Origin of the sequence: Streptomyces stelliscabiei (genome assembly GCF_014873495.1) — a bacterium.
Taxonomy (GTDB): domain Bacteria; phylum Actinomycetota; class Actinomycetes; order Streptomycetales; family Streptomycetaceae; genus Streptomyces; species Streptomyces bottropensis.
Window position 1 is genome coordinate 7,312,301 of record NZ_JADBGF010000001.1, and the last position, 26,768, is coordinate 7,339,068.

General features: G+C 72.0%; 23 protein-coding genes. 20 read left to right on the plus strand and 3 right to left on the minus strand.

Annotation, left to right across the window (positions count from 1 at the left end):
* Positions 1 to 28: 28 nt before the first annotated feature.
* Complete coding sequence (locus H4687_RS32545; RefSeq protein ID WP_046912751.1) at positions 29 to 655, minus strand: TetR family transcriptional regulator; 627 nt, start codon at positions 653 to 655, stop codon at positions 29 to 31.
* A 148-nt stretch (positions 656 to 803) separates the two neighbouring features.
* Here H4687_RS32545 and H4687_RS32550 point away from each other — a divergent pair, with 148 nt between their 5' ends.
* The 3 genes from H4687_RS32550 to H4687_RS32560 all read left to right on the plus strand — a co-directional run bounded on the left by H4687_RS32550 (position 804) and on the right by H4687_RS32560 (position 2,612).
* Positions 804 to 968, plus strand: a complete 165-nt coding sequence (locus tag H4687_RS32550; protein ID WP_005480018.1) for a hypothetical protein — start codon at positions 804 to 806, stop codon at positions 966 to 968.
* Between the two features lie 103 nt (positions 969 to 1,071).
* Positions 1,072 to 1,362, plus strand: a complete 291-nt coding sequence (locus tag H4687_RS32555; RefSeq protein ID WP_046912750.1) for a hypothetical protein — start codon at positions 1,072 to 1,074, stop codon at positions 1,360 to 1,362.
* Between the two features lie 80 nt (positions 1,363 to 1,442).
* Positions 1,443 to 2,612 carry a cysteine desulfurase family protein gene (locus H4687_RS32560; protein ID WP_046912749.1) on the plus strand — a complete coding sequence of 390 codons (1,170 nt, stop codon included), beginning with the start codon at positions 1,443 to 1,445 and terminating at the stop codon, positions 2,610 to 2,612.
* A gap of 37 nt (positions 2,613 to 2,649) precedes the next feature.
* Here H4687_RS32560 and H4687_RS32565 read toward each other — a convergent pair whose 3' ends face one another.
* On the minus strand, positions 2,650 to 4,149 hold the full coding sequence (locus H4687_RS32565) for a multicopper oxidase family protein (protein WP_078907341.1): 1,500 nt from the start codon (positions 4,147 to 4,149) through the stop codon (positions 2,650 to 2,652).
* 335 nt (positions 4,150 to 4,484) lie between these two features.
* The gene (locus H4687_RS32570; protein ID WP_046912748.1) at positions 4,485 to 5,204 is read right to left on the minus strand and encodes an N-acetylmuramoyl-L-alanine amidase; all 720 of its coding nucleotides are present in this window, start codon (positions 5,202 to 5,204) and stop codon (positions 4,485 to 4,487) included.
* 60 nt (positions 5,205 to 5,264) lie between these two features.
* Here H4687_RS32570 and mnmA point away from each other — a divergent pair, with 60 nt between their 5' ends.
* The 17 genes from mnmA (at position 5,265) to H4687_RS48170 (ending at position 26,764) form a co-directional block, all read left to right on the plus strand.
* Positions 5,265 to 6,395, plus strand: coding sequence for a tRNA 2-thiouridine(34) synthase MnmA (gene mnmA / locus H4687_RS32575; RefSeq protein WP_046912747.1), 1,131 nt, complete (start codon positions 5,265 to 5,267; stop codon positions 6,393 to 6,395).
* Positions 6,396 to 6,786: 391 nt separating this feature from the next.
* Positions 6,787 to 7,560, plus strand: coding sequence for a class I SAM-dependent methyltransferase (locus H4687_RS32580; RefSeq protein WP_046912746.1), 774 nt, complete (start codon positions 6,787 to 6,789; stop codon positions 7,558 to 7,560).
* A 9-nt stretch (positions 7,561 to 7,569) separates the two neighbouring features.
* Positions 7,570 to 8,109 carry an LOG family protein gene (locus H4687_RS32585; RefSeq protein WP_046912745.1) on the plus strand — a complete coding sequence of 180 codons (540 nt, stop codon included), beginning with the start codon at positions 7,570 to 7,572 and terminating at the stop codon, positions 8,107 to 8,109.
* A 42-nt stretch (positions 8,110 to 8,151) separates the two neighbouring features.
* Complete coding sequence (locus tag H4687_RS32590) at positions 8,152 to 8,841, plus strand: SDR family oxidoreductase (protein WP_078907342.1); 690 nt, start codon at positions 8,152 to 8,154, stop codon at positions 8,839 to 8,841.
* Positions 8,842 to 9,160: 319 nt separating this feature from the next.
* The gene (locus tag H4687_RS32595; protein ID WP_078907343.1) at positions 9,161 to 10,171 is read left to right on the plus strand and encodes a methionine synthase; all 1,011 of its coding nucleotides are present in this window, start codon (positions 9,161 to 9,163) and stop codon (positions 10,169 to 10,171) included.
* Positions 10,172 to 10,186: 15 nt separating this feature from the next.
* Positions 10,187 to 12,406: an NAD-dependent DNA ligase LigA gene (gene ligA / locus H4687_RS32600; RefSeq protein ID WP_046920365.1), complete on the plus strand. Its 2,220-nt coding sequence runs from the start codon at positions 10,187 to 10,189 to the stop codon at positions 12,404 to 12,406.
* Between the two features lie 228 nt (positions 12,407 to 12,634).
* Positions 12,635 to 14,995, plus strand: a complete 2,361-nt coding sequence (locus H4687_RS32605) for a bifunctional diguanylate cyclase/phosphodiesterase (protein ID WP_050398686.1) — start codon at positions 12,635 to 12,637, stop codon at positions 14,993 to 14,995.
* Positions 14,996 to 15,526: 531 nt separating this feature from the next.
* Positions 15,527 to 15,823, plus strand: a complete 297-nt coding sequence (gene gatC, locus H4687_RS32610; protein ID WP_005480000.1) for an Asp-tRNA(Asn)/Glu-tRNA(Gln) amidotransferase subunit GatC — start codon at positions 15,527 to 15,529, stop codon at positions 15,821 to 15,823.
* Positions 15,824 to 15,830: 7 nt separating this feature from the next.
* Positions 15,831 to 17,327 carry an Asp-tRNA(Asn)/Glu-tRNA(Gln) amidotransferase subunit GatA gene (gene gatA, locus H4687_RS32615; protein WP_005479999.1) on the plus strand — a complete coding sequence of 499 codons (1,497 nt, stop codon included), beginning with the start codon at positions 15,831 to 15,833 and terminating at the stop codon, positions 17,325 to 17,327.
* Positions 17,324 to 17,566: a hypothetical protein gene (locus tag H4687_RS32620; protein ID WP_005479998.1), complete on the plus strand. Its 243-nt coding sequence runs from the start codon at positions 17,324 to 17,326 to the stop codon at positions 17,564 to 17,566. Before gatA ends, H4687_RS32620 begins: the two co-directional genes overlap by 4 nt.
* A 15-nt stretch (positions 17,567 to 17,581) precedes the next feature.
* Entirely contained in the window at positions 17,582 to 19,096 is a 1,515-nt protein-coding gene (gatB, locus tag H4687_RS32625) for an Asp-tRNA(Asn)/Glu-tRNA(Gln) amidotransferase subunit GatB (RefSeq protein WP_046917232.1), read from the plus strand.
* Positions 19,097 to 19,355: 259 nt separating this feature from the next.
* Positions 19,356 to 21,635 (plus strand): MMPL family transporter, encoded by a 2,280-nt coding sequence (locus H4687_RS32630; protein WP_046917231.1) that lies wholly within the window; start codon positions 19,356 to 19,358, stop codon positions 21,633 to 21,635.
* Complete coding sequence (locus H4687_RS32635; protein WP_046917230.1) at positions 21,613 to 22,188, plus strand: GNAT family N-acetyltransferase; 576 nt, start codon at positions 21,613 to 21,615, stop codon at positions 22,186 to 22,188. Before H4687_RS32630 ends, H4687_RS32635 begins: the two co-directional genes overlap by 23 nt.
* Positions 22,189 to 22,223: 35 nt before the next feature.
* Positions 22,224 to 22,832, plus strand: a complete 609-nt coding sequence (locus tag H4687_RS32640) for a hypothetical protein (protein ID WP_046917229.1) — start codon at positions 22,224 to 22,226, stop codon at positions 22,830 to 22,832.
* A 185-nt stretch (positions 22,833 to 23,017) separates the two neighbouring features.
* Complete coding sequence (locus tag H4687_RS32645; protein WP_046917228.1) at positions 23,018 to 23,233, plus strand: hypothetical protein; 216 nt, start codon at positions 23,018 to 23,020, stop codon at positions 23,231 to 23,233.
* Positions 23,234 to 23,382: 149 nt separating this feature from the next.
* The gene (locus tag H4687_RS32650) at positions 23,383 to 26,478 is read left to right on the plus strand and encodes a helix-turn-helix transcriptional regulator (RefSeq protein WP_050398687.1); all 3,096 of its coding nucleotides are present in this window, start codon (positions 23,383 to 23,385) and stop codon (positions 26,476 to 26,478) included.
* Positions 26,479 to 26,560: 82 nt separating this feature from the next.
* Positions 26,561 to 26,764, plus strand: a complete 204-nt coding sequence (locus tag H4687_RS48170; RefSeq protein ID WP_046914525.1) for a DUF6191 domain-containing protein — start codon at positions 26,561 to 26,563, stop codon at positions 26,762 to 26,764.
* Positions 26,765 to 26,768 lie beyond the last annotated feature (4 nt).

The following is a 26,768-nucleotide window of genomic DNA, read 5'->3' on the forward strand; positions in this document are numbered from 1 at the left end:
GGCGCGCCCCTCTGTTCGCTGCGGAGGGTCAGTCCAGCCAGTGGCGACAGCCGATGCTGATCAGCCGCATGCGGCGGCTCGCCAGCCGGGTCACCCGGGCGCGCTCCTCCTCCGGCTGGTCCCGGGCCGCCAGGAACAGTGAGGCGGTCACCAGCATCTGATCGACGTACAGGCCCGCGAGCATCAGCCGGTCGTCGTCGGTCCACCCGTCGGTCTCGGGCCGCTTGGCCAGCTCGGTCCGCACCTCTTCGGCGAACCGGGCCAGTTGCCCCTGGATGGCGTCCCGCACCGGCTGGACCCCGCTGTGCCGTTCGCGCGCGATGAATCTGACGTGTGCGGGGTACGCGTCCACATGGCGGGCGATCAGATCGACGGCGCTCTCGATGAGTTCGTCGCTGTCGCCCACCGCCGACATCAGGTCCCCGAGCACCGGGTGCAGGCTGCCGAGCACCTCCTCGACCAGCGCGACACCGAGGTCCGCGGTCGAGCGGAAGTGCCGGTAGAACGCGGTGGGTGCGACGCCCACGGCCCGGGTGACCTCGCGCAGTCCGAGGCTGCTGAGGCTCTGTTCCTCCAGCAGACCGAGCGCGGCGTCCATGAGCGCCTGCCGGGTCCTCTGCTTCTGGACCTGCCGGATGCCGAGCGTGTGACTCATGCCATGCAGTCAACAACTGTTCTCCGTAAATGCAAAGCCGGGCGACGCGCTAGACTTGGCAGTCAGTGAACAATTGTAACCACAACCGTTCACCTGGCTGTCACCGAAACGTCCGGACCGACGAACCGAAACGAGAGGCGGATCCGCCATGTTGTTCCTGGTCGCCGCACTACTGCTGCTGGGTGTCGTCCTCGGCACCGTCGCCCATGTGCCGATGGCCGTCTCGTCCGCCCTGGCCGCAGGCATCGCCCTGTGGCTGGCGGTGTTCGCGTACCGCGAGCGTCACGCCCGCCGCGACCGCGCCACCGACTGACCGTTCGCCGCCACTCGACCGTCGCCACCACTCGACCGTCGCCACCGGACGGCCACACACCGCTCGCGACCGTCCCCGAGAGCCCGTAGGGAGCAGACCGACCATGCAACTCACCGCCGCACGCCCGCAGACCGGATCGACCACCACCCGCACCCGTACCCGAGGCCGGGACGCCGACGGCATGGCCGTCGCCTCCTTCGTGCTGGGCCTGTTGGGCCTGCTGGTCCTCAACCTCTTCCTCGGCCCCATCGCCATCGTCCTGGCGGCCGTCGCCCTGAAGCGCGGCACGACCCGCCGGGGCCGCGCCTTCCTGGGCCTGGGGCTGGGTGTCGCCGACCTCGTGGTCCTGGCCGCGCTGATGCAGAGCACGGACACGGTGTCCTGGAGCTTCTGAGGCACGGCCCAGTGCCTTGTCGGCCATGATCCGAGACGCCCCGAGGGCACCCGCACGGAGCCCCGTAGAATCGGCTCACCATGGCTTACCTCGACCACGCGGCGACCACCCCGATGCTCCCCGAGGCGGCAGAGGCCCTGACCGCCCAGCTGAGCGTCACCGGCAACGCCTCCTCGCTGCACGCCTCCGGCCGCCGAGCGCGGCGCACCGTCGAGGAGGCCCGTGAGACCCTCGCCGAAGCCCTCGGAGCCCGCCCGAGCGAGGTGGTCCTCACCTCCGGCGGCACCGAGGCCGACAACCTCGCCGTGAAGGGCCTGTACTGGGCCCGCCGTGCCGCCGACCCCGCCCGTACCCGTGTCCTGGCCAGCCCCGTCGAGCACCACGCGGTCCTCGACGCCGTCCACTGGCTCGGTGAACACGAGGGCGCCACCGTCGAGTACCTCCCGGTCGACACGTACGGCAGGGTCCACCCGGACGCCCTGCGCGAGGCCGTCGCCCGCAACCCCGACGACGTCGCCCTCGCCACCGTCATGTGGGCCAACAACGAGATCGGGACGATCCTGCCGGTCCGTGAACTCGCCGACGTGGCACAGGAGTTCGGCGTCCCGTTGCACGCCGACGCGGTCCAGGCCTTCGGTCAGATTCCGGTCGACTTCGACGCCTCCGGCCTCGCCGCCATGACCGTCTCCGGACACAAGATCGGCGGCCCGTACGGCATCGGCGCGCTGCTGCTGGGCCGCGAGTACAGCCCCGTACCCGTCCTGCACGGCGGCGGGCAGGAGCGCCATGTCCGCTCCGGCACGCTCGACGTCCCGGCCATCGCCTCCTTCGCGGTCGCCGGCCGGCTCGCCGCCGAGCAGCACGAGTGGTTCGCCCGCGAGATCGGCGCCCTGCGCGACGCCCTGGTCGACGCGGTCCGTGCGGCGGTGCCGGACGCGATCCTGGGCGGCGACCCGGCCCCGGGGGGCCGCCTCCCGGCCAACGCGCACTTCACCTTCCCCGGCTGCGAGGGCGACTCCCTGCTGCTGCTGCTCGACGCCCAGGGCATCGAGTGCTCCACGGGCTCCGCCTGCACCGCCGGCGTCGCCCAGCCGAGCCATGTCCTCCTCGCCACCGGCACCGCCCCCGACCTGGCCCGCGGCACCCTCCGCTTCTCCCTCGGCCACACCTCCACGGAGGCGGACGTCGAGGCGGTCGCCAAGGCCATCGGACCGGTGGTGGAACGCGCCCGCACCGCGGGCCTGAGCTGAGCGGGCGCACCCGGTCCGTGCCCGGTTCTCCCCGGGTCTAGCTCTCCATCACCATGAGGCCGGCCATCATGCCCTCGTCCTCGTGCTGGAGAAGATGGCAGTGGAGCATGTACATGTACGTGTCGTCCGCGAAGTCGGTGAACTCCATGGCGATCTTGATGGACCCGCCGCCGACGACCTCGTAGGTGTCGAACCAGCCGAGATCGACACCGGTCGGCTCCTCGCCGTTGATCTCGATCAACTGGAACGGCACGTCGTGCAGATGGAACGAGTGCTCCAGCATCGTGTTGTTGGTGATCGTCCAGATCTCCTGGGAGCCCAGCGTCGTCATGATCGTCGCCATGGAGTCCATGGTGGTGCCGACCGCCCCGTTGACCGCCATCTCCAGGCCGTCCTGGTCGAGGGTGATCTCGCGCGCGGTGAAGTCCGAGGTGTCGTACCGCTCGATCGTGTTGAGCGGGGCCGGCAGGTCGTCGGGACTGTCCGAGGCGTCCGGGGTGACGGTGAGGAAGTCGTACGTGCCGCTGCCGCCACGGACCCATCCCGTGGTGATGACGGCCTGCAGGGTCACCGCGTCGCTCAGGTCCATGACGAACTCGGCGCGACCGCCCGCCACCAGCCGGATGGACTTCACCTCGGTGGCCTCGGTGAGATAGCCCTGCTCGGTGGCGACCTGGGTGAGCGTGCCGCCGTCGCCGCGCTGCACGGTGATGATGTCGGACGGCGAGGCGTTGAGCACCCGGAACCGGGTGCGGGTCCTGGCGGCGGTGAACGTCAGCGTGGTGTCGTCGACGTTCGTGCCGTTGCACAGCACCGGGAAGCGGAGGGTGTTGCGCAGATAGCCGTTCAGGTCGTACTTGATGTCTCCGGCCGCGTCGGTCGCCAGGCACTGCAGGACGAGCGGGATGTCGTCGACGCCGTACTCGCTCGGCAGCGCGGCCGACGCGTCGCTCTCGTCCGCCACGATGATCAGACCGGCCAGGCCGTGCACGACCTGCTCGGCCGTGGTGCCGAGTGCGTGCGGGTGGTACCAGAGCGTCTTGGCCTCGTCGAGGACCTCGAAGGTGGGGGACCAGGTCTCCCCGGCCGCGAAGGCGTTCTGCGGGCCGCCGTCCATGTCCGGCGGGATGTGCGCGCCGTGGAAGTGGACGCTGGTGTCGGCGTCGAGGCCGTTGGTGATGTTCAGCAGGACCGTGGAGCCGGTGGTCCACTTCATGGTGGGGCCGAGGTAGGACCCGTTGTAGCCGGCGGTGTCGCTGGTGACACCGCTGAGGACCTCGTGGGTGCCGCTCTGCGCGGTGAACGTGAACGTGGTGGTGCCGTCGGAGGTGGTGCCCTCCAGGAGGTCCGGGATGTTCAGCGAGGCGGTGCCGGTCGCGGCGCCCGCCTTGTTGCCCTTCGCGTCGGTCAGCAGGGAGAAGGCCGTACCGGCCGCCGCGACCGCCGCCAGCCCGGCACCCGCCGTCCCGCCGAGGAACCTGCGGCGGTGCAGACCCTTGCCCCGGTGGCCGCCCTTGCGCTCAGTGTTGTTCGTCATGAGCCGGGATGCTCGACCCGGGGACTGTGTGAGCGCTGGGACGAACGTAGGAGGGGGCCGAGTGGGCTGTGAGCCCGCCGTGCGCGACGGGCTGTCCCAACTGCGGTGCGGGTGTGGCGAGTTGAGGCAGGTGCAGGTCGGGTCCGTGACGCGGGACGTATCGGGCGGCCGTCGGACTGGGTGGGGGATGCCGACGCATGTCGATGTGATTCCCGTCACATGCCCGTCGCGTGCCCGTCACATGCCCGTCGCGTCGGGACGGTCTGTGCTGCCGCTGTCCCGGCCCTCTCGCGCCCCTGCGCCCCCGCTGTCGGGTGCCGTCCGCGGTGCCTGGGTCAGGCGGACGTCGACGACCGTGCGGCCGCCGCCGCCCGGACCAGCTTCATGTAGCGGTCCCAGTCCCAGCCCTCGCCGGGGTCGGTGTGGTCCGTCCCCGGCACCTCGACGTGGCCGAGGATGTGCTCGCGGTCCACGGGGATGTCGTACCGCGCGCAGACACGGGCCGTGAGCCGCGCCGAGGCCTCGTACATCTCGGTGGTGAAGTCCTCGGGTTTCTCCACGAAGCCCTCGTGCTCGATGCCGACACTGCGCTCGTTGTAGTCGCGGTTGCCCGCGTGGTAGGCCACGTCCAGCTCGCGGATCATCTGGGTGACGTGGCCGTCCTTGCGGACGATGTAGTGCGCGGCCGCGCCGTGCTCCGGGTCCTGGAAGACCTTCACGGCGCTGGCGAAACTGCCCTGGGTGACATGGATGATCACCATGTCTATGCCGAAGTCGTCCGGCCGGTCTGCCAGCCGCCAGTTCGCGTCCGAGGCCGCGACCCACTTCGCGCCCGTGTAGTCGACCTCGCCCTCCTTGCGCGGCTTCGTGACACCGGGCAGCCGCCACCACGCGCGCGTCAGCTCGTCCTTGGCCACGACGGCCGTACCGACGGCGGCCACGGCCGTGCCGATGAGCAGCGCCCGGCGTCCGACGCGTCGGCCCGTGTCCCCGCCGCCGGCGGCGCTCGCGCCGCCGGTCCCGGAACCGCCCTTCGAAGCCCGTCTCGTTCCCACGAGATCGTCAACGGATACTCGCGGGCTCCGGTTCCCGGCGACCCGTACCCTTGAAGGGTTATGACTGAGATCTCGCAGCGCTCCCGCCCCCTCCGTGTCCTCGCCGCCATGTCCGGCGGGGTCGACTCCGCCGTGGCCGCCGCCCGCGCGGCGGAAGCCGGGCACGACGTGACGGGCGTCCATCTGGCGCTGTCCGCCAACCCGCAGTCGTTCCGGACCGGGGCGCGCGGCTGCTGCACGATCGAGGACTCCCGGGACGCCCGCCGCGCCGCCGACGTCATCGGCATCCCCTTCTACGTGTGGGACCTCGCCGAGCGCTTCCGCGAGGACGTCGTCGAGGACTTCGTCGCCGAGTACGAGGCCGGACGCACCCCGAACCCCTGTCTGCGCTGCAACGAGAAGATCAAGTTCGCGGCCCTGCTCGACAAGGCCCTCGCCCTGGGCTTCGACGCCGTCTGCACCGGCCACTACGCCCAGGTGCTCGTGCGCGAGGACGGCACCCGGGAGCTGCACCGCGCCTCCGACATGGCCAAGGACCAGTCGTACGTCCTCGGCGTGCTCGACGACAGGCAGCTCGCCCACGCGATGTTCCCGCTCGGCGACACCGTGACGACGAAGGACGAGATCCGCGCCGAGGCCGAGCGCAGGGGCCTCGCCGTCGCCAAGAAGCCCGACTCCCACGACATCTGCTTCATCGCCGACGGCGACACCCAGGGCTTCCTCGCCGACCGGCTGGGCCGCTCCGAGGGCGACATCGTCGACGAGTCCGGCACCGTCCTCGGCACCCACGAGGGCGCGTACGGCTACACCATCGGCCAGCGCAAGGGGCTGCGCATCGGCACCCCGGCCGCCGACGGCAAGCCGCGCTACGTCCTCGACATCTCCCCGGTCGACAACACGGTGACGGTCGGCCCGGCCGCCGCCCTCGACGTCGAGGCCCTCACCGCGATCCGGCCCCGCTGGTGCGGCGCGGCTCCCACCGGCCCCGGCACCTACACGGCCCAGCTGCGCGCCCACGGCGGCGAGACCGAGGTCCGCGCGGAGCTGGTCGACGGCACTCTGGAGGTCTCCTTCGCGGAGCCCGTCCGCGGTGTCGCCCCCGGACAGGCGATCGTCCTGTACGACGGCACGCGCGTCGTGGGGTCCGCGACGATCGCCTCCACCACGCGCGCGCGGGCGGGTGCCGCATAGCACCGCGGCCACGATCGTCCCTCCCCGGGTAGCCGTCCTCGTGCGCGCGGCGCAGGCTGCTTGGTGAGCTTCGAGCTCTTCCAGGAGGCCCCGGACGGGCCGCAGGGGGACGTAGGAGGTCGCCATGACAGCCACAGATCCGGCAGGACAGGCGGGAAACCCGTCCCGGGGCCCGTCCCCGGACCCGTCGCGCGATCCGGATCCGCCACGGGACGCGGGTCGGGACGCTTCACGGGACGGGCCTCGGGATCCGTCACGCGACGCGGCCATGGATCCGTCCCGTGACCCCTCTCGTGGGCAGTCCCGTGACCCGTCTCGCGACCAGTCCCGTGACCCGGCCCGTGACCCGCTCCGCGCCGCAGCGAGGAACCGCCGGAGTCTCAGCCACCGGATGCGGTACGCCCTGCGCCACCCCCGGCGTGTGCCCGCACACGCCCACCGGGTGGCGCGGGACACCTGGCTGCGGCTGAAGCACCGCGACCACATCGCCTACTACCGGGCCGTCATGGCCGCCGACACGGCACGCAGTCCCGAGGCCGCCGTCGGGCACAACCCGTCCGTCGAGAAGTGGGAACGCATCGGCCGGATGCAGTTCGACTACCTCCTGCGGCACGGCCTGGAGCCCCGGCACCGGATGCTGGAGATCGGCTGCGGGAACCTGCGGGCCGGGCGGCTGTTCATCGACCATCTGGACACCGGGAACTACTACGGGATCGACATCTCGCCCGCCATCCTCATGGAGGCCCAGCGCACCCTCGCGCGCGAGGGTCTGCAATCCAAACTGCCCCACCTGGCGCTCGTCGCCGACCTCACGTTCGCCTTCCTGCCCGCCGGTCACTTCGACGTCGTCCACGCGCACAGCGTGTTCTCCCACTCGCCGCCGCACGTCATAGAGCAGTGCCTCGCGCACGTCGGCCGCGTCCTCGCCCCCGGCGGCTGCTTCGACTTCACCTTCGGCCGCACCGAGGGCGACGAACACCAGGTGCTCCACGAGGACTTCTACTACCGCACCGACACCCTCGTCGAACTCGCCCGGCGGTACGGCCTGTCCGCCCGGCTCATGGACGACTGGGAGGACCTGCCCCATCGCCAGTCGAAGATCCGCGCGACCCTGGCGGAGGAAGCCGGCGGGCGCGGGGGACCGGATGTCGGTGCCGCCCCCTAACGTGGACGCATGAACATCTGTGTCTTCCTCTCCGCCGCCGACCTCGCCGACCGGTACACCCGCCCCGCGAGGGAATTCGCCAGGCTGATCGGCAAGGGCGGGCACACCCTGGTGTGGGGCGGCTCGGACGTCGGACTGATGAAGGTGGTCGCCGACGGCGTGCGGGAGGCGGGCGGCAGACTGCTGGGCGTCTCGGTCGAGTTCCTGGCGGCCAAGGCGCGGCCGGACACCGACGAGATGGTGGTCGCGCGGGACCTCGCCGAGCGCAAGCGGCTGCTCCTGGAGAAGGCCGACGCGGTCGTCATCATGGTCGGCGGGACCGGCACGCTCGACGAGGCGACCGAGATCCTGGAGCTGAAGAAGCACGGTCACACCGAGATGCCGGTCGTCCTCCTCAACACCGCCGGGTTCTACGACGGTCTGAAGGAGCAGTTCCGGCGCATGGAGGACGAGGGGTTCCTGCCCCGCCCCCTCACCGACCTGGTCTTCTTCGCGGAGGAGCCGGTGGGGGCGCTGGCGTACCTGGAGGAGAGCCGGGGCGTCGCCTGAGGGGCGTTCTCCGTCCCGCTCCGGTGATGCGAGCATGACCGCATGGCTACTCATGTGATCACCGGGGCGGGATCCGGCATCGGCGCGGCCGTCGCCCGACGACTGCACGAGCGCGGGGACGACCTCGTGCTGCACGCGCGCGACGCGGGACGGGCGAAGGAACTGGCCGCGGAGTTCCCCGGGGCGAGGACGCTGGTCGGCGATCTGGCGGACCCGGACAAGATCTCCTGGGCCTTCTCCCACCAGAGTCTGCCGGACCGCGTGGACTCGCTGCTGCACATCGCGGGCGTGGTCGACCTCGGCCCGGTCGGCGAGCTGACCCCCAAGACCTGGCGCCACCAGCTCAACGTCAACCTCATCGCCCCCGCCGAACTGACCCGCCACTTCCTGCCCCAACTCCGGGCCGCCCGTGGGCACGTGCTGTTCGTCAACTCCGGCGCGGGCCTCAACGCGCACGCCGACTGGTCCGCGTACGCCGCCTCCAAGCACGGGCTCAAGGCGTTGGCGGACTCCCTGCGGTGGGAGGAGCACGGCAACGGGGTCCGGGTGACGACGGTGTACCCCGGGCGCACGGCCAGCCCCATGCAGGCGAAGGTGCACCAGCAGGAGGGCAAGGAGTACGACCCCGCGCGCTGGATCGCCCCCGAGTCGGTCGCCACGACGATTCTCATGGCGCTGGACCTGCCCCGCGACGCGGAGGTGAACGACCTGACGGTCCGCCCGGGCGCGTGAGGGCTCTGCCGGACGGGGTGCGTGGTCGGGTGCGGGTGAGTGGGGGCTGGCCGCGCAGTTCCCCGCGCCCCTGAAAAGCAGGGGCTGCGCCCCGAGCTTTCAGGCCTGCGGGGCCGAGGTTTCCAGGCCCGTGGGGCCGTGGCTTTCAGGCCTGCGGGGCCGAGGTTTCCAGGTCCGCGGGGGCGTGGCTTTCAGGCCCGGGAGGCCTGGGCTTTCAGGCCCGCGGGGCTGGGCCTTGAGGGGCGCGGGGAACTGCGCGAGAAGCCCCACCCACCCGCACCCGACAACGCACCCCCGGCGGAGCCGTACGCTTCGGGGCGTGAGCGACGACTTCAGTTTCGGCCCTGCCACCGGCGTGGGGTCTATGCCGGGCGGCGACGCCCGAGAAGCCGCCAAGACCGTCACCGGCACCTTCGGGTGGCCGGAGACAGGCATGGCGCACCTCCCCGAACTCCCCGCCAGAGGCCCCGGCGCCGACATGATCGGCAGAACCGCGGGGATGCTGGTCGAGATGTACGCGCGCGTGGAGCCCAGCGGCTGGCGCGTCGGCGACCGACCGGGCCGGGACACCAAGCGGGCCCGTTCGTGGCTGGGCGAGGACCTCGACGCGCTGGAGGAGTTCACCCAGGGATACGAGGGCCCCCTGAAGGTCCAGGCCGTCGGGCCCTGGACCCTCGCCGCCGCGCTGGAGCTGAGGAACGGCGAGGCAGCCCTCTCCGACCCCGGCGCCTGCCGTGACCTCGCCGGCTCGCTCGCCGAGGGCCTGCGCCAGCACCTCGCCGAGGCCCGCCGACGTGCGCCGCGAGCCCAACTCGTCCTCCAGCTCGACGAACCCTCCCTCATCGCCGTCCTGCGCGGACAGGTCAAGAGCGCCAGCGGCTACCGCACGCACCGCGCCGTCGACCGCCAACTCGTCGAGGCCACGCTGCGGAGCGTCATCGACGCCGCACAGGGCGCGGTGATCGTGCACTCGTGCGCCCCCGACGTGCCCTTCGCGCTCCTGCGCCGGGCCGGTGCCACCGGGATCTCCTTCGACTTCACTCTGCTCACCGAGCGTGACGACGACGCGATCGGGGAAGCGGTCGAGGGGGGCACCAAGCTGCTGGCCGGTGTCGTGCCGACCACGGAGGGGGCGTTGTCGGACCCTGCCGGTAGCGTCATGGGTGTCAGGACGCTGTGGCGCAGGCTGGGGCTGCATCCGGGGCTTCTCGCGGAGGCGGTCACGGTCACTCCGACGTGCGGGCTCGCGGGGGTCTCCCCGGCCTACGCGCGCACGGCGCTCGCGCAGTGCGTCAAGGCGGCGAGATCCCTCGCGGACAACCCAGAGTAACGGGAGGACAACACGGTGGCCGGCGACCAGGACGCACAGCCCACATCGGTACCCGCCGAGGCGACGGTGCCCCCCGAGGCACGCGAGAAGCACGCGCGGCTCGCCGAGGAGATCGAGGCGCACCGCGCCCGCTACTACGGGCAGGACGCTCCCGTCATCAGCGACGCGGAGTTCGACGAACTCCTGCGCACCCTGGAGGCGTTGGAGGACGAGTACGGCGAACTGCGCACTCCGGACTCACCGACGCAGAAGGTCGCCGCCGAGTACAAGACCGATCTCGCCGAGGTCGAGCACCGCGAGCGCATGCTCTCCCTCGACAACGTCTTCGACGACGAGGGCCTCGCCGCCTGGGCCGAGCGCGTGGCCAAGGACGTCGGCACCACCGACTACCACCTGCTGTGCGAGCTGAAGATCGACGGCCTCGCGGTGAACCTGACGTACGAGGACGGCCGACTGACCCGGGCCGCCACCCGCGGCACCGGCGAGGTCGGCGAGGACATCACGCCCAACGTCATGACGATCGCCGAGATCCCGCACCGGCTGAAGGGCGACCACGTCCCCCGGCTCGTCGAGATCCGCGGCGAGGTCTACTTCCCGATGGAAGCCTTCCAGGGCCTCAACGAACGCCGGGTCGCGGCCGGCGAGAAGCCGTACGCCAACCCCCGCAACTCCGCCTCGGGTTCGCTGCGCCAGAAGGACCCCAAGGTCACGGCCACCCTGCCCCTGCACATGGTGGTCCACGGCATCGGCGCCCTGGAGGGGTTCGACGGCGGCTTCACCCGCCTCTCCCAGGCCTACGACCTCCTCAAGTCCTGGGGCCTGCCCACCGCCGAGCACAACCGGGTGGTCGACGACCTCGACGGCGTACGGGAGTTCATCGCCCACTACGGCGAGCACCGTCATTCCGTGGCGCACGAGATCGACGGCGCGGTCGTCAAGCTCGACGAGATCCGGCTGCAGGGACGTCTCGGGTCGACGGCGCGCGCACCCCGCTGGGCCATCGCGTACAAGTACGCGCCGGAGGAGGTCAACACCAAGCTCATCGACATCAAGGTGGGTGTCGGCCGCACCGGTCGGGTCACGCCGTACGCCCAGGTCGAGCCGGTGACCGTGGCCGGCTCGGAGGTCGAGTTCGCCACCCTGCACAACCAGGAGGTCGTCAAGGCCAAGAACGTCCTCATCGGGGACACGGTCGTCATCCGCAAGGCCGGCGACGTCATCCCCGAGATCCTCGGCCCGGTCGTGGACCTGCGCGACGACAACGAGACGCGCCCGTTCGTGATGCCGACCGAGTGCCCGGAGTGCGGGACCCCGCTGCGTGCGATGAAGGAGGGGGACATCGATCTGCGGTGCCCCAACGCCCGTAGCTGTCCGGCCCAGTTGCGGGAGCGCGTCGCGTATCTGGCGGGCCGGGAGTGCCTGGACATCGAGCACTTCGGCGGGGTCGCCGCCGCCGCGCTCACCCGGCCCCTGGAGCCGGCCGACCCGCCCCTGGTCGACGAGGGCGACCTCTTCGACCTCACCGTGGAGAAGCTGCTTCCCATCAAGGCGTACGTCCTGGACGCGGACAGCGGTCTGCCCAAGCACGATCCCGGGACGGGCGAGCCGAAGGTCGTCACGGTCTTCGCCAACAAGGAGGGCGGGCCGAAGAAGAACACCCTCGCCCTGCTCCAGAAGATCGAGGAGGCCAAGAGCCGTCCGCTCGCCCGCTTCCTCAACGGGCTCTCCATCCGTCACGTAGGACCGGTCGCCGCCCAGGCCCTCGCCCGCGAGTTCCGCTCGATCGACCGGATCGAGCAGGCCACGCAGGAGGAACTCACGGCGGTCGACGGCGTGGGCGCCATCGTCGCGAAGGCCCTGGAGGAGTGGTTCGCCGAAGAATGGCACCGGGAGATCATCCGTAAGTGGAAGGCGGCCGGTGTCCCGCTGGAGGACAAGGGCGCCGGTGAGGACGAGGGACCCAGGCCCCTCGAAGGGCTGACGGTCGTGGTGACCGGCACACTCGAACACCACACGCGGGACGGCGCGAAGGAGGCGCTGCAGAGCCGGGGCGCCAAGGTGACCGGCTCGGTGTCCAAGAAGACCTCCTTCGTCGTGGTGGGCGAGAATCCGGGCTCCAAGCACGACAAGGCGATGCAGCTCAAGGTGCCCGTCCTGGACGAGGACGGCTTCGCCGTCCTGCTCGAACAGGGACCGGACGCGGCGGCGGAAGTCGCGCTCCCGATCGAGGAGTAGGGGTTGAAGGCCACCCGTTCGGCGCATACCAGATGCATACGGGTGGCCGGTCGCATTCGGGCAACCGCCGGCGACCGCCGCCCGTGGAAGCCTTGTGCGGCCTACTGTTGAGGTGTGCGCCTGCCGTGCCCGGACGCGTGGTGGGTTGCCGGACGCGGTGCCGTCGAGGTCGTGAGAAGAGCGACGGGCCGCGTGGCGTGGGCACCGCCGGCTGTGAGAGGGACGGGAATGGAACCGACCGAGAGCGTCGCCCCGGACTCGCGGCTGCGCCTGCGCCGGGTGTCCGGGGCCTGGCGACGGGGACGCTCCCTGCTCATGGGAGGACGCCCGTTCGAGGAAAGCCGGGAGGGCGCACCCGGGCAGGCGGCGGAGTCCGGGACCGGTACGGCAACGTCGCCGGGCCGTGCGAGCGCGAGCGCACCCCGCCCTCTCGTACCCGGCCCGGCCCAGCTCGGCTCCGGCACCGCGGCCGCCATGGCCGGGGCGCCCGTCGTCACCGGCGCGCTCGGCGAGGGCCGCGGACACGAACTGCCCGGCCACGACGCCGATCGGCACCTGTCCTGGCCCGCGCTGCCCGCCGTGATCGTGGGCCTCGCCGGTGCCATCCTCGGCGCCGGCTTCTACCGGGCCTTCGTCGGACCGCACGCGCTCTTCCCGGCCGGCACGGTCGGCTGGTCCCTCGCCCTCCTGACCGGCATCATCGTCGGCCATCTCGTCGCCATGGGCCGCGCGCGCTGGTGGGGCGGCACCGGCTCCGGCGCCGCCCTCACCCTCGCCGTCCTGCTGCTGTACGGCTGGGTGGCCGCCGGGATGGTCAGCCTCACCGTCGTCGTGCTCGTCGGCGTCGCCCGCCGGGGCCGCTGGCGCCAGGGCGTCCTGCACGGCGCGGTCGACATCCTCGGCATCGGTGCCGCCGCGCTCGTCCTGCGGGTCTTCGGCCGCGTCCCCTCGGTGGAGCGGCCCTGGGACCCGGACAGCTGGAATCTCTACTCGGCCCCGCAGGTGGCCCTGGTCGCCGTCGCCTATCTCGTGGTCAGCCGGGTGCTGCTGTGGCATCTGGCCGCACCGCGCGGCGGACTGCCCACCGTCGCCCGTACGGCCCTGGTCAGACAGGGGCTCGTCGCCGTCGCCCTGCTCGGGATCGCGCCGCTGGTCTGCGTCGTCGCCATGGCCCAGCCCCTGCTGCTGCCGCTCTTCGCCATCCCCCTCATCGCGCTCGACTCCACCCTGTGGATAGCCCGCGCCCGTGCGGAGGAACAACTGCGCGACCCGCTCACCGGCCTGCCGAACCGGCAGTGGCTGCTGGAGCGGACCTGGACCGCGCTGGACGACGCCGAACGCATCGGGGCGCGGTCGGCGCTGCTGCTGATCGACCTCGACCGCTTCAGGTCCGTCAACGACACGCTCGGCCATCTCGCGGGCGACCGGTTGCTGTTGCAGATAGCGGATCGGCTGCGGGTCGCCCTGCCGCGCGGAGCGGAGGCCGCGCGGCTGGGCGGTGACGAGTTCGCCGTCCTGCTCCCGGTCGCCGACTCCACGACGTCCGCGTCGCGGGTCGCCCGCAACCTCGTCGCCGCGCTCGGCTCGCCGCTCGACCTCGACGGGCTCACCCTCGTCCTGGAGGCCAGTGCCGGGCTCGCCGTCTTCCCCGACCACGCGCTCGACGCGGAGGGGCTGCTGCGGCGGGCGGACGTGGCGATGTACCAGGCGAAGCGCGACCGTACGGGCGTGGAGGTCTACGAGTCCAAGCGGGACTCCAACACCCCCGACCGGCTCGGTCTGCTGGGTGACCTGCGGCGCGCGCTCGACGCGCACGAGGTCGAACTGCACTACCAGCCGAAGGTCCGCTTCGACGGGCAGGTCGCCGGCCTGGAGGCGTTGGTGCGGTGGGTGCACCCCGAACGGGGGAAGGTGCCGCCGGACGAGTTCATAGCGATCGCCGAGTCCTCCGGACTGATGCCGCACCTGACGGAGTACGTCCTGGAGACCGCGCTCGGGCAGGTGGCGCGGTGGCGGGCGCAGGGGCTGCACGTGCCGGTGGCGGTGAACGTGTCCCCGCGCGACGTCCACACCCCCGGCTTCGCCGGCGCGGTGGCCGCGCGGCTCGCCCGCCACGGGGTTCCCGCCGGGGCGTTGCAGCTGGAGATCACGGAACATGTGCTGCTCGAAGACCCGCAGCGGGCCGCGGACACCCTCGCCGGGCTGACCGGGCACGGGGTGAAGATGTCGCTGGACGACTTCGGGACGGGGTATTCGTCGCTGGTGCATCTGCGGCGGCTGCCGGTGAGCGAGCTGAAGATCGACCGGTCGTTCGTGGCCCGGCTGGCGATCGACAGCGAGGACGCGGCGATCGTGCGCTGCACGGTCGATCTCGCGCATTCGCTGGGGCTGCTCGTCGTCGCGGAGGGCGTCGAGGACGACGAGACGTGGGAGCGGCTGCGGGACCTCGGGTGCGACGCGGTCCAGGGGTGGCTGGTCGCCGCCGCGATGCCGGCGGAGGAGGCGACCGCGTGGTTGCGGGCGCGGGGTTCGCGGGGCTGGCAGCGGCGCCCGCCCGCGGCGCTGCCGGCGGCTACGGCGGAGGAGTGACGAGGGGGCGGGCGGGGGGCGCCTCATAGCTCGGGGGTTCGGGTGCGTCGGCGGGTGCGGCTCCGGTGGGGGTTGCTCGCGCAGTTCCCCGGCGCTACGCCCCGTGCCTTTCCTCCCGCAGCCCCCTCTGCCCTTGATCCCGCCGTCCCGCCGCCCTTGATACCGAGGGCCCGTCGCCACGCATCCCGCCGCCTGGTCGCCACGCAGCGCGCAGGCCCGTCACCATCCAATCCCGCAACCCCGTCGCCGCGCATCGCACAGCGCCGTCCGCCATCCATCCGGGCTCGTCACTCTCCAGGCGGCCCCCAGCCCTGTCGCTTCCAGACCCGCAGCCCCGCGCGGTCTTCCAGGCCCGCAGGGCCTGGTCTTTTAGGGGCGCGGGGAACTGCGCGAGAAGCCCCACTCACCCGCACTCGCCGACGCACAGGTACCGCCGAGCGATGAGGCGCCCCGGCCCAGCGGCGCAGCCAACCCCCCGCGCCCCCTAGGATTGGCGCCAAACCACACACACTCACCCCAGAGGATCGCTGCATGCCTGGCATTACGCGCGAGGAGGTCGCCCACCTCGCCCGGCTGGCGCGTCTGGAGCTGAAGCCCGAAGAGCTCGAACACTTCGCGGGTCAGCTGGACGACATCATCGGCGCGGTCGCCCGCGTCAGCGAGGTCGCCGACCAAGATGTACCACCGACCTCGCACCCGCTGCCGCTGACGAACGTCATGCGCGCGGACGAGGTCCGTCCGTCGCTCACCCCCGAGCAGGCGCTTTCCGCCGCCCCGGCCCAGGAGCAGCAGCGTTTCAAGGTGCCGCAGATCCTGGGGGAGGACTGATCACGTCATGACCGACAGCATCATCAAGCTCACCGCAGCCCAGATCGCCGCGAAGATCGCCTCCGGCGAACTCACCGCCGTGCAGGTCACCGAGGCCCACCTGGCCCGGATCGAGGCCGTCGACGAGAAGGTGCACGCCTTCCTGCACGTCGACCGCGAGGGCGCCCTCGCCCAGGCCCGCGCCGTCGACGAGAAGAAGGCCAGGGGCGAGAAGCTCGGCCCGCTCGCCGGCGTCCCGCTCGCGCTCAAGGACATCTTCACGACGGTCGGAATTCCGACCACCGTCGGTTCGAAGATCCTGGAGGGCTGGATCCCGCCGTACGACGCCACGCTCACCAAGCGGCTCAAGGACGCCGACGTCGTCATCCTCGGCAAGACCAACATGGACGAGTTCGCCATGGGGTCCTCGACGGAGAACAGCGCGTACGGCCCGACCGGCAACCCCTGGGACCTCACCCGCATCCCCGGCGGCTCCGGCGGCGGTTCCTCCGCCTCCCTCGCCTCCTACCAGGCCCCCCTCGCCATCGGCACCGACACCGGCGGCTCCATCCGCCAGCCGGCCGCCGTCACCGGCACGGTCGGCGTGAAGCCGACGTACGGCGCGGTCTCCCGCTACGGCATGGTCGCCTTCTCCTCCTCCCTCGACCAGGGCGGCCCCTGCGCCCGTACGGTCCTGGACGCGGCGCTCCTGCACGAGGTCATCGCCGGTCACGACCCGCTCGACTCCACCTCCATCGACGCCCCGGTCCCCCCGGTCGTCGAGGCCGCCCGCAACGGCAGCGTCGCCGGGATGCGCGTGGGTGTCGTCAAGCAGTTCCGCGGCGAGGGCTACCAGGCCGGCGTCGTCCAGCGCTTCGACGAGTCCGTCGAGCTGCTGAAGGAGCTGGGCGCCGAGATCGTCGAGCTGGACTGCCCGTCGTTCGACCTGGCGCTGGCCGCGTACTACCTGATCGCGCCGAGCGAGTGTTCGAGCAACCTCGCCCGCTTCGACGGACTGCGCTACGGCCTGCGGACCGGCGACGACGGTACGAACTCCGCCGAGACGGTCACCTCCCTCACCCGTGAGGCGGGCTTCGGCCCCGAGGTGAAGCGCCGCATCATGCTCGGCACGTACGCGCTCAGCTCCGGCTACTACGACGCGTACTACGGCAGCGCCCAGAAGGTCCGTACGCTCATCACGCGGGACTTCGAGAAGTCGTTCGAGCAGGTCGACGTCATCGTCTCGCCGACCACGCCCACCACCGCCTTCCCGATCGGCGAGCGCGCCGACGACCCGATGGCGATGTACCTGGCGGACCTCTGCACCATCCCGACCAACCTCGCGGGCAACTCCGCGATGTCCCTGCCCTGCGGCCTCGCGCCGGAGGACGGTCTCCCGGTCGGACTGCAGATCATCGCCCCGGCGCTGAAGGACGACCGTCTTTACAAGGTCGGCGCCGCCGTCGAGGCCGCCTTCGTGGAAAAGTGGGGGCACCCGCTTCTCGAGGAGGCTCCGTCGCTGTGAGCAACGCACTGTCCAAGGCCAAGGACTTCCAGAAGTCCAAGTCCGGTACGTACGTGTCCATCGCCACCACCGCCTTCGGCGCGTGGGGCATCGCCAAGCGGATCAAGAAGGCCCGCGTCGAGCAGGACACGCTCCGGCTGATCGACGCGTCCGTGGCCGCCGTCGGCATCGTCACCGGTCTCGCCATCCTGTACCGCGAACTGAAGCGGCTGGGCGACGACGACGTCCTGCTGGGCTGAGAGGGAACCAAGACCGTGACCACCACGACCGACCTGGTGTCGTACGAGGACGCGCTGGCGTCGTACGACCCCGTCATGGGCCTTGAGGTCCATGTCGAACTCGGCACCAAGACGAAGATGTTCTGCGGCTGTTCCACCGAACTCGGCCAGGACGCCAACACGCAGACCTGCCCCACCTGCCTCGGCCTGCCCGGCGCGCTCCCGGTCGTCAACGCGATCGGCGTCGAGTCGGCGATCAAGATCGGTCTCGCGCTGAACTGCGAGATCGCCGAGTGGTGCCGCTTCGCCCGGAAGAACTACTTCTATCCGGACATGCCGAAGAACTTCCAGACCTCCCAGTACGACGAGCCGATCGCCTTCAACGGCTACCTCGACGTACAGCTGGAGGACGGCGAGACCTTCCGCGTGGAGATCGAGCGCGCCCACATGGAGGAGGACACCGGCAAGTCGACGCACGTCGGTGGTGCGACCGGCCGTATCCACGGCGCCTCGCACTCGCTGCTCGACTACAACCGCGCGGGCATCCCGCTCATCGAGATCGTCACCAAGCCGATCGAGGGCGCCGGCGAGCGCGCTCCCGAGGTCGCCAAGGCGTACGTGCGTGAGCTGCGCGAGGTCATCAAGGCGCTCGGCGTCTCGGAGGCCCGTATGGAGATGGGCCAGATGCGCTGCGACGTGAACCTGTCGCTGCGCCCGCACGGCCGCGAGAAGTTCGGCACGCGCTCCGAGACGAAGAACGTGAACTCGCTGCGCAGCGTCGAGCGCGCCGCCCGCTTCGAGATCCAGCGGCACGCCGCCGTCCTGAACGGCGGCGGGACGATCATCCAGGAGACCCGGCACTTCCACGAGGACACGGGGTCCACGACCTCGGGCCGTGTGAAGGAGGAGGCCGAGGACTACCGGTACTTCCCCGAGCCGGACCTCGTTCCGGTCGCCCCCTCGCGCGAGTGGGTCGAGGAGATCCGGGCCGCGCTGCCCGAGCTGCCGCTGGTGCGCCGCAGCCGGCTCCTCGCGGAGTGGGGCATCTCGGGCACCGAGATGCAGGCGATCCTCAACGCCGGCGCGCTGGACCTCATCGTCGCCACCATCGACGCCGGGGCGGATGCCGCCTCGGCCCGCAAGTGGTGGATGGGCGAGCTGGCCCGCAGCGCCAACGAGTCCGGCACGGCGCTGGACGAGCTGGCCATCACGCCGGAGCAGGTCGCCCGCGTCACCGAGCTGGTCACGAAGGGCGATCTGAACGACAAGCTCGCCCGCCAGGTCATCGAGGGCGTCCTCGCGGGCGAGGGCACCCCCGACGAGGTCGTCGACAAGCGCGGTCTGAAGGTCGTCTCCGACGAGGGCGCCCTGACGACGGCCGTCGAGGAGGCCATCGCCGGCAACCCGGGCATCGCCGACAAGATCCGCGGCGGCAAGGTCGCCGCGGCCGGAGCCCTGGTCGGCGCGGTCATGAAGGCCACCCGCGGCCAGGCGGACGCGGCCCGCGTCAAGGAGCTGATCCTGGAGAAGCTGGGCGTCTCCGAAGGCTGAGTCGAGGGCTGGGCCGAGGGCTGGGCCGAGGGGTGAACGGACCCCCGGCTCCCCGCGTATCCCTGAGGGCGGCACATCACTGCGATGGGCCGCCCTCAGGCGTGCGCACGGCGGTGACCCGGGGTGACAGAGTGCCGCGATCTGTCCTGTGAGGTGGCTCCCATCCCATGTGAGGAGACCCTCAAAGGGGCCAAACGATCACATTGTGGTGCAACAGTTGCCAGGAATTGCTCAGTCTCCCCCCTCAGGAGAACGATCCGTGGCCGCTCTTGCACGCTGGTGTGTCCGGCACCGCCTTGTCGCCGTCCTGCTGTGGCTTCTCGCCTTCGCGGGCACGGCCGCCGGAGCCGCCGTGGCGGGAGCCGCGTACTCCAACGACTACAAGACCCCCGGAACCGAGTCCAGCCGCGCCACCGAACTCCTGAGCGAGGGCTTCCCGGGCGTCGGCGGCGACAGTGCCGCCGTCGTCTGGCACACGAGCGACGGCACCGCGAGCGTGCGGGCCGCCGCTGTCGAGCAGACCATGACGAAGACCCTCGACACGATCGCCGGCCTGCCGGGCGTCGCCGGCGTCACCGACCCGTACGACGGCGCCGACGGCGGCCGGATCAGCGAGGACGGCCGTACGGCGTACGCCACCGTCACCTTCGACCGGCCGGCCGAGGACGTGACCGAGGCGCAGGCCGAGGCCGTCGTCGACACCGCGAAGGGCGCCGAGGGGGCCGGGCTCCAGGTGGAACTGGGCGGCACCTCGATCGGCCTCACCGAGGCCTCCGGCGGACATCTCGCCGAGATCGTCGGTGTACTCGTCGCCGCCGTGGTCCTCTTCCTGGCGTTCGGCTCGCTCGCCGCCAGCCTGCTGCCGATCGCGACCGCCCTGGTCGGTGTGGGCACCGCCTACGCGGGGATCACGCTGCTCGGGCACGCCATGACGGTGGCCGACTTCGCGCCCATGCTGGGCACCCTGATCGGCCTCGGCGTCGGCATCGACTACGCGCTGTTCATCGTGACCCGGCACCGCCGGGGGCTGAAACGTGGCCTGTCCGTCGAGGAGGCCGCGCGGAACGCGGTCGCGACCACCGGGCGGGCCGTCGTCTTCGCGGGCGCCACCGTCTGCATAGCACTGCTGGGCATGCTGATCCTGCGGCTCGGCTTCCTCAACGGCGTGGCGATCGCCGCCTCCCTCACCGTCGTCCTCACCGTCGCCGCCTCCGTGACGCTGCTGCCGGCCCTGCTGTCGTTCATCGGCATGCGCGCGCTCAGCCGCCGCGAGCGCCGCCGCCTCGCCGAGCACGGCCCCGAACCCGAGCTGCCCACCGGCTTCGCCGCCCGCTGGTCCGCCTTCGTGGAGCGGCACCCCAAGAAGCTCGGCGCGATCGCCCTCGTCGTCATGACCCTGCTCGCCCTGCCCACGCTCGGACTGCGCCTCGGCACCTCCGACCAGGGCAACGACCCGGCGGCGACGACCACCCGCCAGGCCTACGACCTCCTGGCCGACGGCTTCGGCCCGGGCGTGAACGGACCGCTCACCCTCGTCACCGAGGTCGACGGCGCGGCCGACAAGCTCGCGCTCGACAACCTCGACACCACGCTCAGGACCACCGAGGGCGTCTCCGCGGTGACCGCGGTGACGTACAACACCGGCGGCGACACCGCGTACCTCACCGTCGTACCGGCGTCCTCCCCGCAGTCGGCGAAGACCAGCGACCTCGTCGAACGGCTGCGCGACGAGGTGCTGCCGAGGGCCGAGACCGGCACCACGCTCGATCTGCACGTCGGCGGGGTGACCGCCGGATACGACGACTTCGCGGACGTCATCGTCGGCAAGCTGCCCCTGTTCGTGGGCGCCGTCATCGGCCTCGGCTGTCTGCTGCTCCTGCTCGCCTTCCGGTCCCTCGGGATACCGCTCAAGGCCGCCGCGATGAACGTCGCCGCCGTCGCCGCCGCCTTCGGTGTGGTCGTCGCGATCTTCCAGTGGGGCTGGGGGAGCGAACTGCTGGGCCTCGGCCGCGCCGGGCCGATCGAGCCCTTCCTCCCCGTGATCATGGTCTCGGTCCTCTTCGGGCTCTCCATGGACTACCAGGTGTTCCTGGTCAGCCGGATGTACGAGGAGTGGCTGGAGACCGGCGACAACCGGCGCGCGGTGCGGGTCGGCCTCGCCGAGACCAGCCGGGTGATCAACTCCGCGGCGGTCATCATGATCTCCGTCTTCCTCGCCTTCGTCCTCAGCGGCGACCGCGTGATCGCGATGTTCGGCATCGCGCTCGCCGCCGCCGTCGCCCTGGACGCCTTCGTCCTGCGCACGCTCCTCGTCCCCGCCCTCATGCACCTGCTCGGCGGCGCCAACTGGTGGCTGCCCCGCTGGCTCGACCGGCGCATGCCCCGCATCAGCATCGAGCCGCCCGAGTCCCGCGCCGCCCATGAGAGGCTGGCCGCCGCGACGGACGCCGAGGCGGCGGACGTACTGGCGGGGGACGCCGACGCGACGGACGTACGGGCGAAGGAGCGACAGCCGGATGTACGCGATATCCCTGGGTGACGACGGGGCCGAACTGCGGCCCCTGGAACCCTGGCACGCCGAGGAGTTCCTCACGCACCTGGAGCGGGGGCGGGACTTCATCAACACCTACGTCCCCTTCGGCCAGAGCGCCACGGACACCGACGGCGCGCGTGCCGTCCTCCAGCGGTACGCCGACATGCGCGCCGCCGACACCGGCTCCCTGCACGGCATCTGGCTCGACGGCACGCTCGTCGGCGGGGTGCTGTTCCTCAACTTCGACGCGGCGAACGCCAACTGCGAGGTCGGCTGCTGGCTGGAGCCCGCGGGCACCGGACGGGGGCTCGTCACCCGCGCGATGCGGATCCTCATCGACTGGGCCGTCGACGTCCGCGCGATCCACCGCGTCGAGTGGATCGCGTCCTCCGGCAACACTCCGAGCCTGAACGTGGCACGGCGGCTCGGCATGGTCAGGGACGGTGTGCAGCGGGAGCGGTATCCCCATCGAGGTGTCCGCCACGACGTGGAGATATGGTCCGTCCTGGCGCCCGAATGGCGCGGGGCACGTGATCGCGGCGCTCACAGCGATCATTAAGAGACCTCTCAGACAACATTCGTACGGTGCGAGGTATGGGAACCACAACAACTGACGAGACCGGTGCCGACACGGGCGCCGAGGCCAGGAACGACGACGAGTCGGTGAAGGCCGACGTCACCAAGGACGACGCGGCGAAGCAGGCGGACCACACCGCCGCGACGGACACCGGCGACACGGCCGGGGCCGACGGCTCCGAGGAGGCCGCGGAGTTCGAGGACGAGTTCCCGCCGGCCGTCGCCAGGACGCCGGGTGTGGGACAGGGTGCCGCCGGCATCGTGTCCGTGGTGCTGGGCCTGGTGTCGCTGACCGGCGGCTGGGTCGGCACGGTCGCCTCCGCGCGCGAGGGGATCGCGGGCCAGCTGGAGATGCAGGCCGCGACGAACGCCGACGTCGCCACACAGCTCCAGGCGGTCTACGGCGACGCCTGGCAGGCCTCCGCGCTGTGGGGCGGCATCTTCGCGCTGTTCGGGCTGCTCGTCGGCGTGGTCGTGCTGGTGCGGCCCGCGTTCGGTGACCCCGACCAGGTACAGGCACCGTGGATCAAGTCGGTGGCCTGGGCCGGCGTCTCGGTCGGCGTCATCGGGCTGGTGCTCGCCGCCCTGAAGTACACCGACCTGCTGCTGGCGCTGCCGAGCACCTGACGCCCGCTCCGCCAGGCCGGCTTCTGAGGGGCCTTAGGTCCGTCGTAGGCATCCCTACGACGGACCTAAGGCCCCTCGCGCGTTCAAGATGCGGAACTCTCCCGATGTGGCCACCCCGCCTGGGAGACGAAGGTTGAGGCATCGCAGCAAGCGAGCCCACACCGACTCTTCACCAGGGGTACGAGATGTTCGAGTACGAACTCCAGCAGATCCGGTCCGCGGAGATGATCCGCGAGGCGGAGCACTACCGCCAGGTACGCGAGGCCCGCCGCGCCCGCCGCGAGGCCGCACACGACTCCGGGACGGCGGCGAGGTCCGCCTCCGGGGAGGGGGACACGGACGCCGAACGGCCGGTACTCGGAGAACGGATACGCCGGCTCCGCTTCCCGCGCGCCGCGTGAGCGGGCAGCAGCGCCGCGAGGGCGGGAACGCCGACGGAGGCGCGGCCACCGGGCGCAGGAGCCCACAAGCCGGACGGGCGGCGGACGACCGCCGTCCGGCTCTCGGGGGCCTGCGGATAATCGGTGCCGGAGGGTCCGAGGGTCGTGCGATGCTCGGCGATGTGGAGACCAGGTCCGTCAGTCCCGTGTTCGTCGGTCGCGCCGACGAACTGGAGGTGTTGCGCGAGGCATTGACCCGCGCCGGGGAAGGCGCCGCGCGCGCGGCGGTGAGCGGGGGAGACGGGGGTGACGGGGGCGGGCCGCAGGCGCTGCTGCTCGGCGGTGAGGCCGGGGTGGGCAAGACCCGCCTGGTCGAGGAGTTCGCCGCCGAGGCCGCGCGCGGGGGCGCGGTCGTCGCGCCCGGCGGCTGCGTCGAGATCGGCGCCGACGGACTGCCCTTCGCCCCCTTCTCCACCGCGCTGCGCGCCCTGCGCCGCCGGCTGCCCGACGAACTCGCCGCCGCTGCCGCCGGACAGGAGCAGGAACTGGCCCGGCTGCTCCCAGAGTTGGGCGAGACCCCGCGCACACGGCACGACGAGGAAGGCACCGCCCGCCTCTTCGAACTCACCGCCCGCCTCCTGGAACGCCTCGCCGCCGACCGCACGATCGTGCTCGTCCTGGAGGACCTGCACTGGGCCGACGCCTCCACCCGGCACCTCCTCTCCTACCTCCTGCGCACCCTGCGCACCGGCCGCCTCGTCGTCCTCGCCACCTATCGCTCGGACGACATCCACCGACGCCACCCGCTGCGCCCCCTCCTCGCCGAACTCGACCGCCTGCGCACGGTCCGCCGCATCGAACTGCCCCGCTTCAACCGCGCCGAGGTCGGCCACCAGCTCGCCGGCATCCTCGCCGCCGAACCCGACCCGGACCGCGCCGACGAGATCTTCGAACGCTCCGACGGCAACGCCTTCTTCGTCGAGGAACTCGCCGCGGCCGCCCACGACGGCGGCGGCTGCCCCGGCCTCACCGACACCCTGCGCGACCTCCTCCTCGTCCGCGTCGAACGCCTCCCCGAGGAGGCCCAGCGGATCGCCCGCATCGTGGCCGAGGGCGGCTCCACGGTGGAGTACGCCCTGCTCGCGGCCGTCGCCCGGCTCCCCGAGGACGAACTCATCGAAGCCCTGCGGGCCGCCGTCGGCGCCAACATCCTGCTCGCCGCCCCCGGCGACGACGGCTACCGCTTCCGGCACTCCCTGGTCCGCGAGGCCGTCAGCGACGACCTGCTGCCCGGCGAACGCTCCCGCCTCAACCGCCGCTACGCCGAGGCCCTGGAAGCCGACCCCGCGCTCGTCCCCGCCGACGGCCGCGCCACCCGCCTGGCCAGCTACTGGTACCACGCCCACGACGCCGCCAAGGCCCTGCCCGCCGTCCTCGACGCCGCGGCCGAGGCCCGCTCCCGGCACGCCCACGCCGAGCAACTGCGCCTGCTGGAACGGGCGATGGAGCTGTGGGACGCCGCCCCCGACGCCGTACGGGCCGCACTGCGCCCCGTCGACCACACCGAGGTCTACCCGCCCTGCGGCTGCGCCCCGGGCACCCACCCCCTGCGCTACCTCGACCTGATGGCCGAGGCCGCCGTCGCCGGACGGCTGTGCGGAGAGCGTGAGCGGGCCCTGAGGATCACCCGGCGGGCACTCGACCGGCTGGCGGACACGGACAACCCCCTGCGGGCCGCCTGGTTCTGGGTGCAGCGCTCCATGCTGACCGAGGGCCTGGCCCGGGGCGACGGCTGGAAGGAACTCGCCACCGCCCAGGAACTGGTCCGCGGCCAGCCCCCGTCCGAGGTGCACGCCGAGGTCCTCTCCCGCGTCGCCTGCTGGTCCATGCTCCACGCCCCGGGACCCGAGGCGCTCTCCGACGCCCAGCGCGCCGTCGACTACGCCCGCATGGTCGGCGCCGAGGACATCGAACTCAACGCCCGCCTCACCCTCGGCGGCCTGATGGCCGACGCCGGTCACGTCGAGACCGGCATCGACGAGATGAAGGCCGTCCTCCAGCGCTCGCTCGAACGCGGTCCCGCCGCCGTCGTGGGCCGCGCCCATGTGAACCTCCCGTCCTGTCTGGAAGGCGTCGGCCGCTCACAGGAGGCCGCGCACCTGTTGCGCTCCGGCCTCGACGTCACCCGGCGCATGGGCCTGCGGGACTCCGAGGCATGGATCTGGGGCAACCTCTCCGAATCGCTGTTCTCCCTCGGCCAGTGGGACGAGGCCACGGAAGCCGCCGTGCAGGCCGGATGCGCCGGGAACAGCACCAAGAGCCGCGGCGGCAGCGCCCTCTCCCTCGCCGCCCTCGCCCTCGCCCGCGGCGACACCGTCGAAGCCCGGCGCCAACTGGCCGCCGCCCACAGCTACTTCGGCACACACAACCCCATGCCCCAGAACAACCTGCCGCTGTCCAGCCTCACCCTCGGCATCGCCGTCGCCGAAGGCCGCCTCCCGGAGGCCCGCGCCGAACTGGCCCGCGTCCTCGACACCGGCTTCCCCGTCGGCACCCAGCGCTACGCCTGGCCCCTGCTGCTCACCGCCGCCACCGCCGAGGCCGATGCCCGCGCCCTGCCGGCCGCCGGACCCGGCCGCGCCGAGACACTCGACCGGATCCTCACCGTGGTCAGGAAGCTCACCACCGGCGCACCGCTCTGGCACGCCCACGACCACTGGGTCCGCGCCGAACTCCAGCGCGCCGAGGGTCTGACGGATCCCGACACGTGGTCCGACGTCGTCACCGCCTTCGAGCCCCTGGAGCGGCCCTACGACCTCGCCCGCGTCCGGCACCGTCTCGCCGAGGCGCTGCTGGCCCACGGCGCGGACGACGAGGCCCGGGACCGCGCGACGGAGCTGCTGCGGCTGGCCGCCGCCGTCGCCGACCACCTCGGCGCCCGCCCGCTCGGCGACGAGGTCGCCCTCCTCGCCCGCCGCGCCCGCCTCACCCTGAGCCGCGCCCCCGAACCGGCTCTGGCCCCCGCCGACCCCGTCACCGCGCTCGGCCTCACCGGGCGTGAACACGACGTCCTGTGCCTGGTGGCCGTCGGCCGCACCAACCGCCAGATCGCCGAGGAACTCTTCATCTCCCCGAAGACGGCCAGCGTCCACGTCTCCAACATCCTCGCCAAGCTGGGCGTCTCGGGCCGTGGCGAGGCGGCGGCGGTGGCCCATCGGGTGGGGTTGTCCCCGGCGGGGTCCGGGGAACGGCTGGCAGCGGGATGATGGAAGGCAGGACCGCCGAGGCTCCGTCGCACGACAGGGACCGACCGCCCGCCGCCTCGCGGCCCCCGGGGGAGGGAGCACCGTGTTCAACGCCTTCGAGGAACTCTTCGCACCTGGCCGCAAGCACACGCGGGACGAGGAGAACCGGCTGGCACTGACCCGCGAGGACGTCGGGGACAACGACCCGGGACGCGGACCGATAGACCTCGCGTCCGGGAAGGTCGTCGTACGCCCGCCCGAGCCGGTCGAGGAGGAGGCCGGGACGGACCGGGAGGACGAGGAGTAGGCGG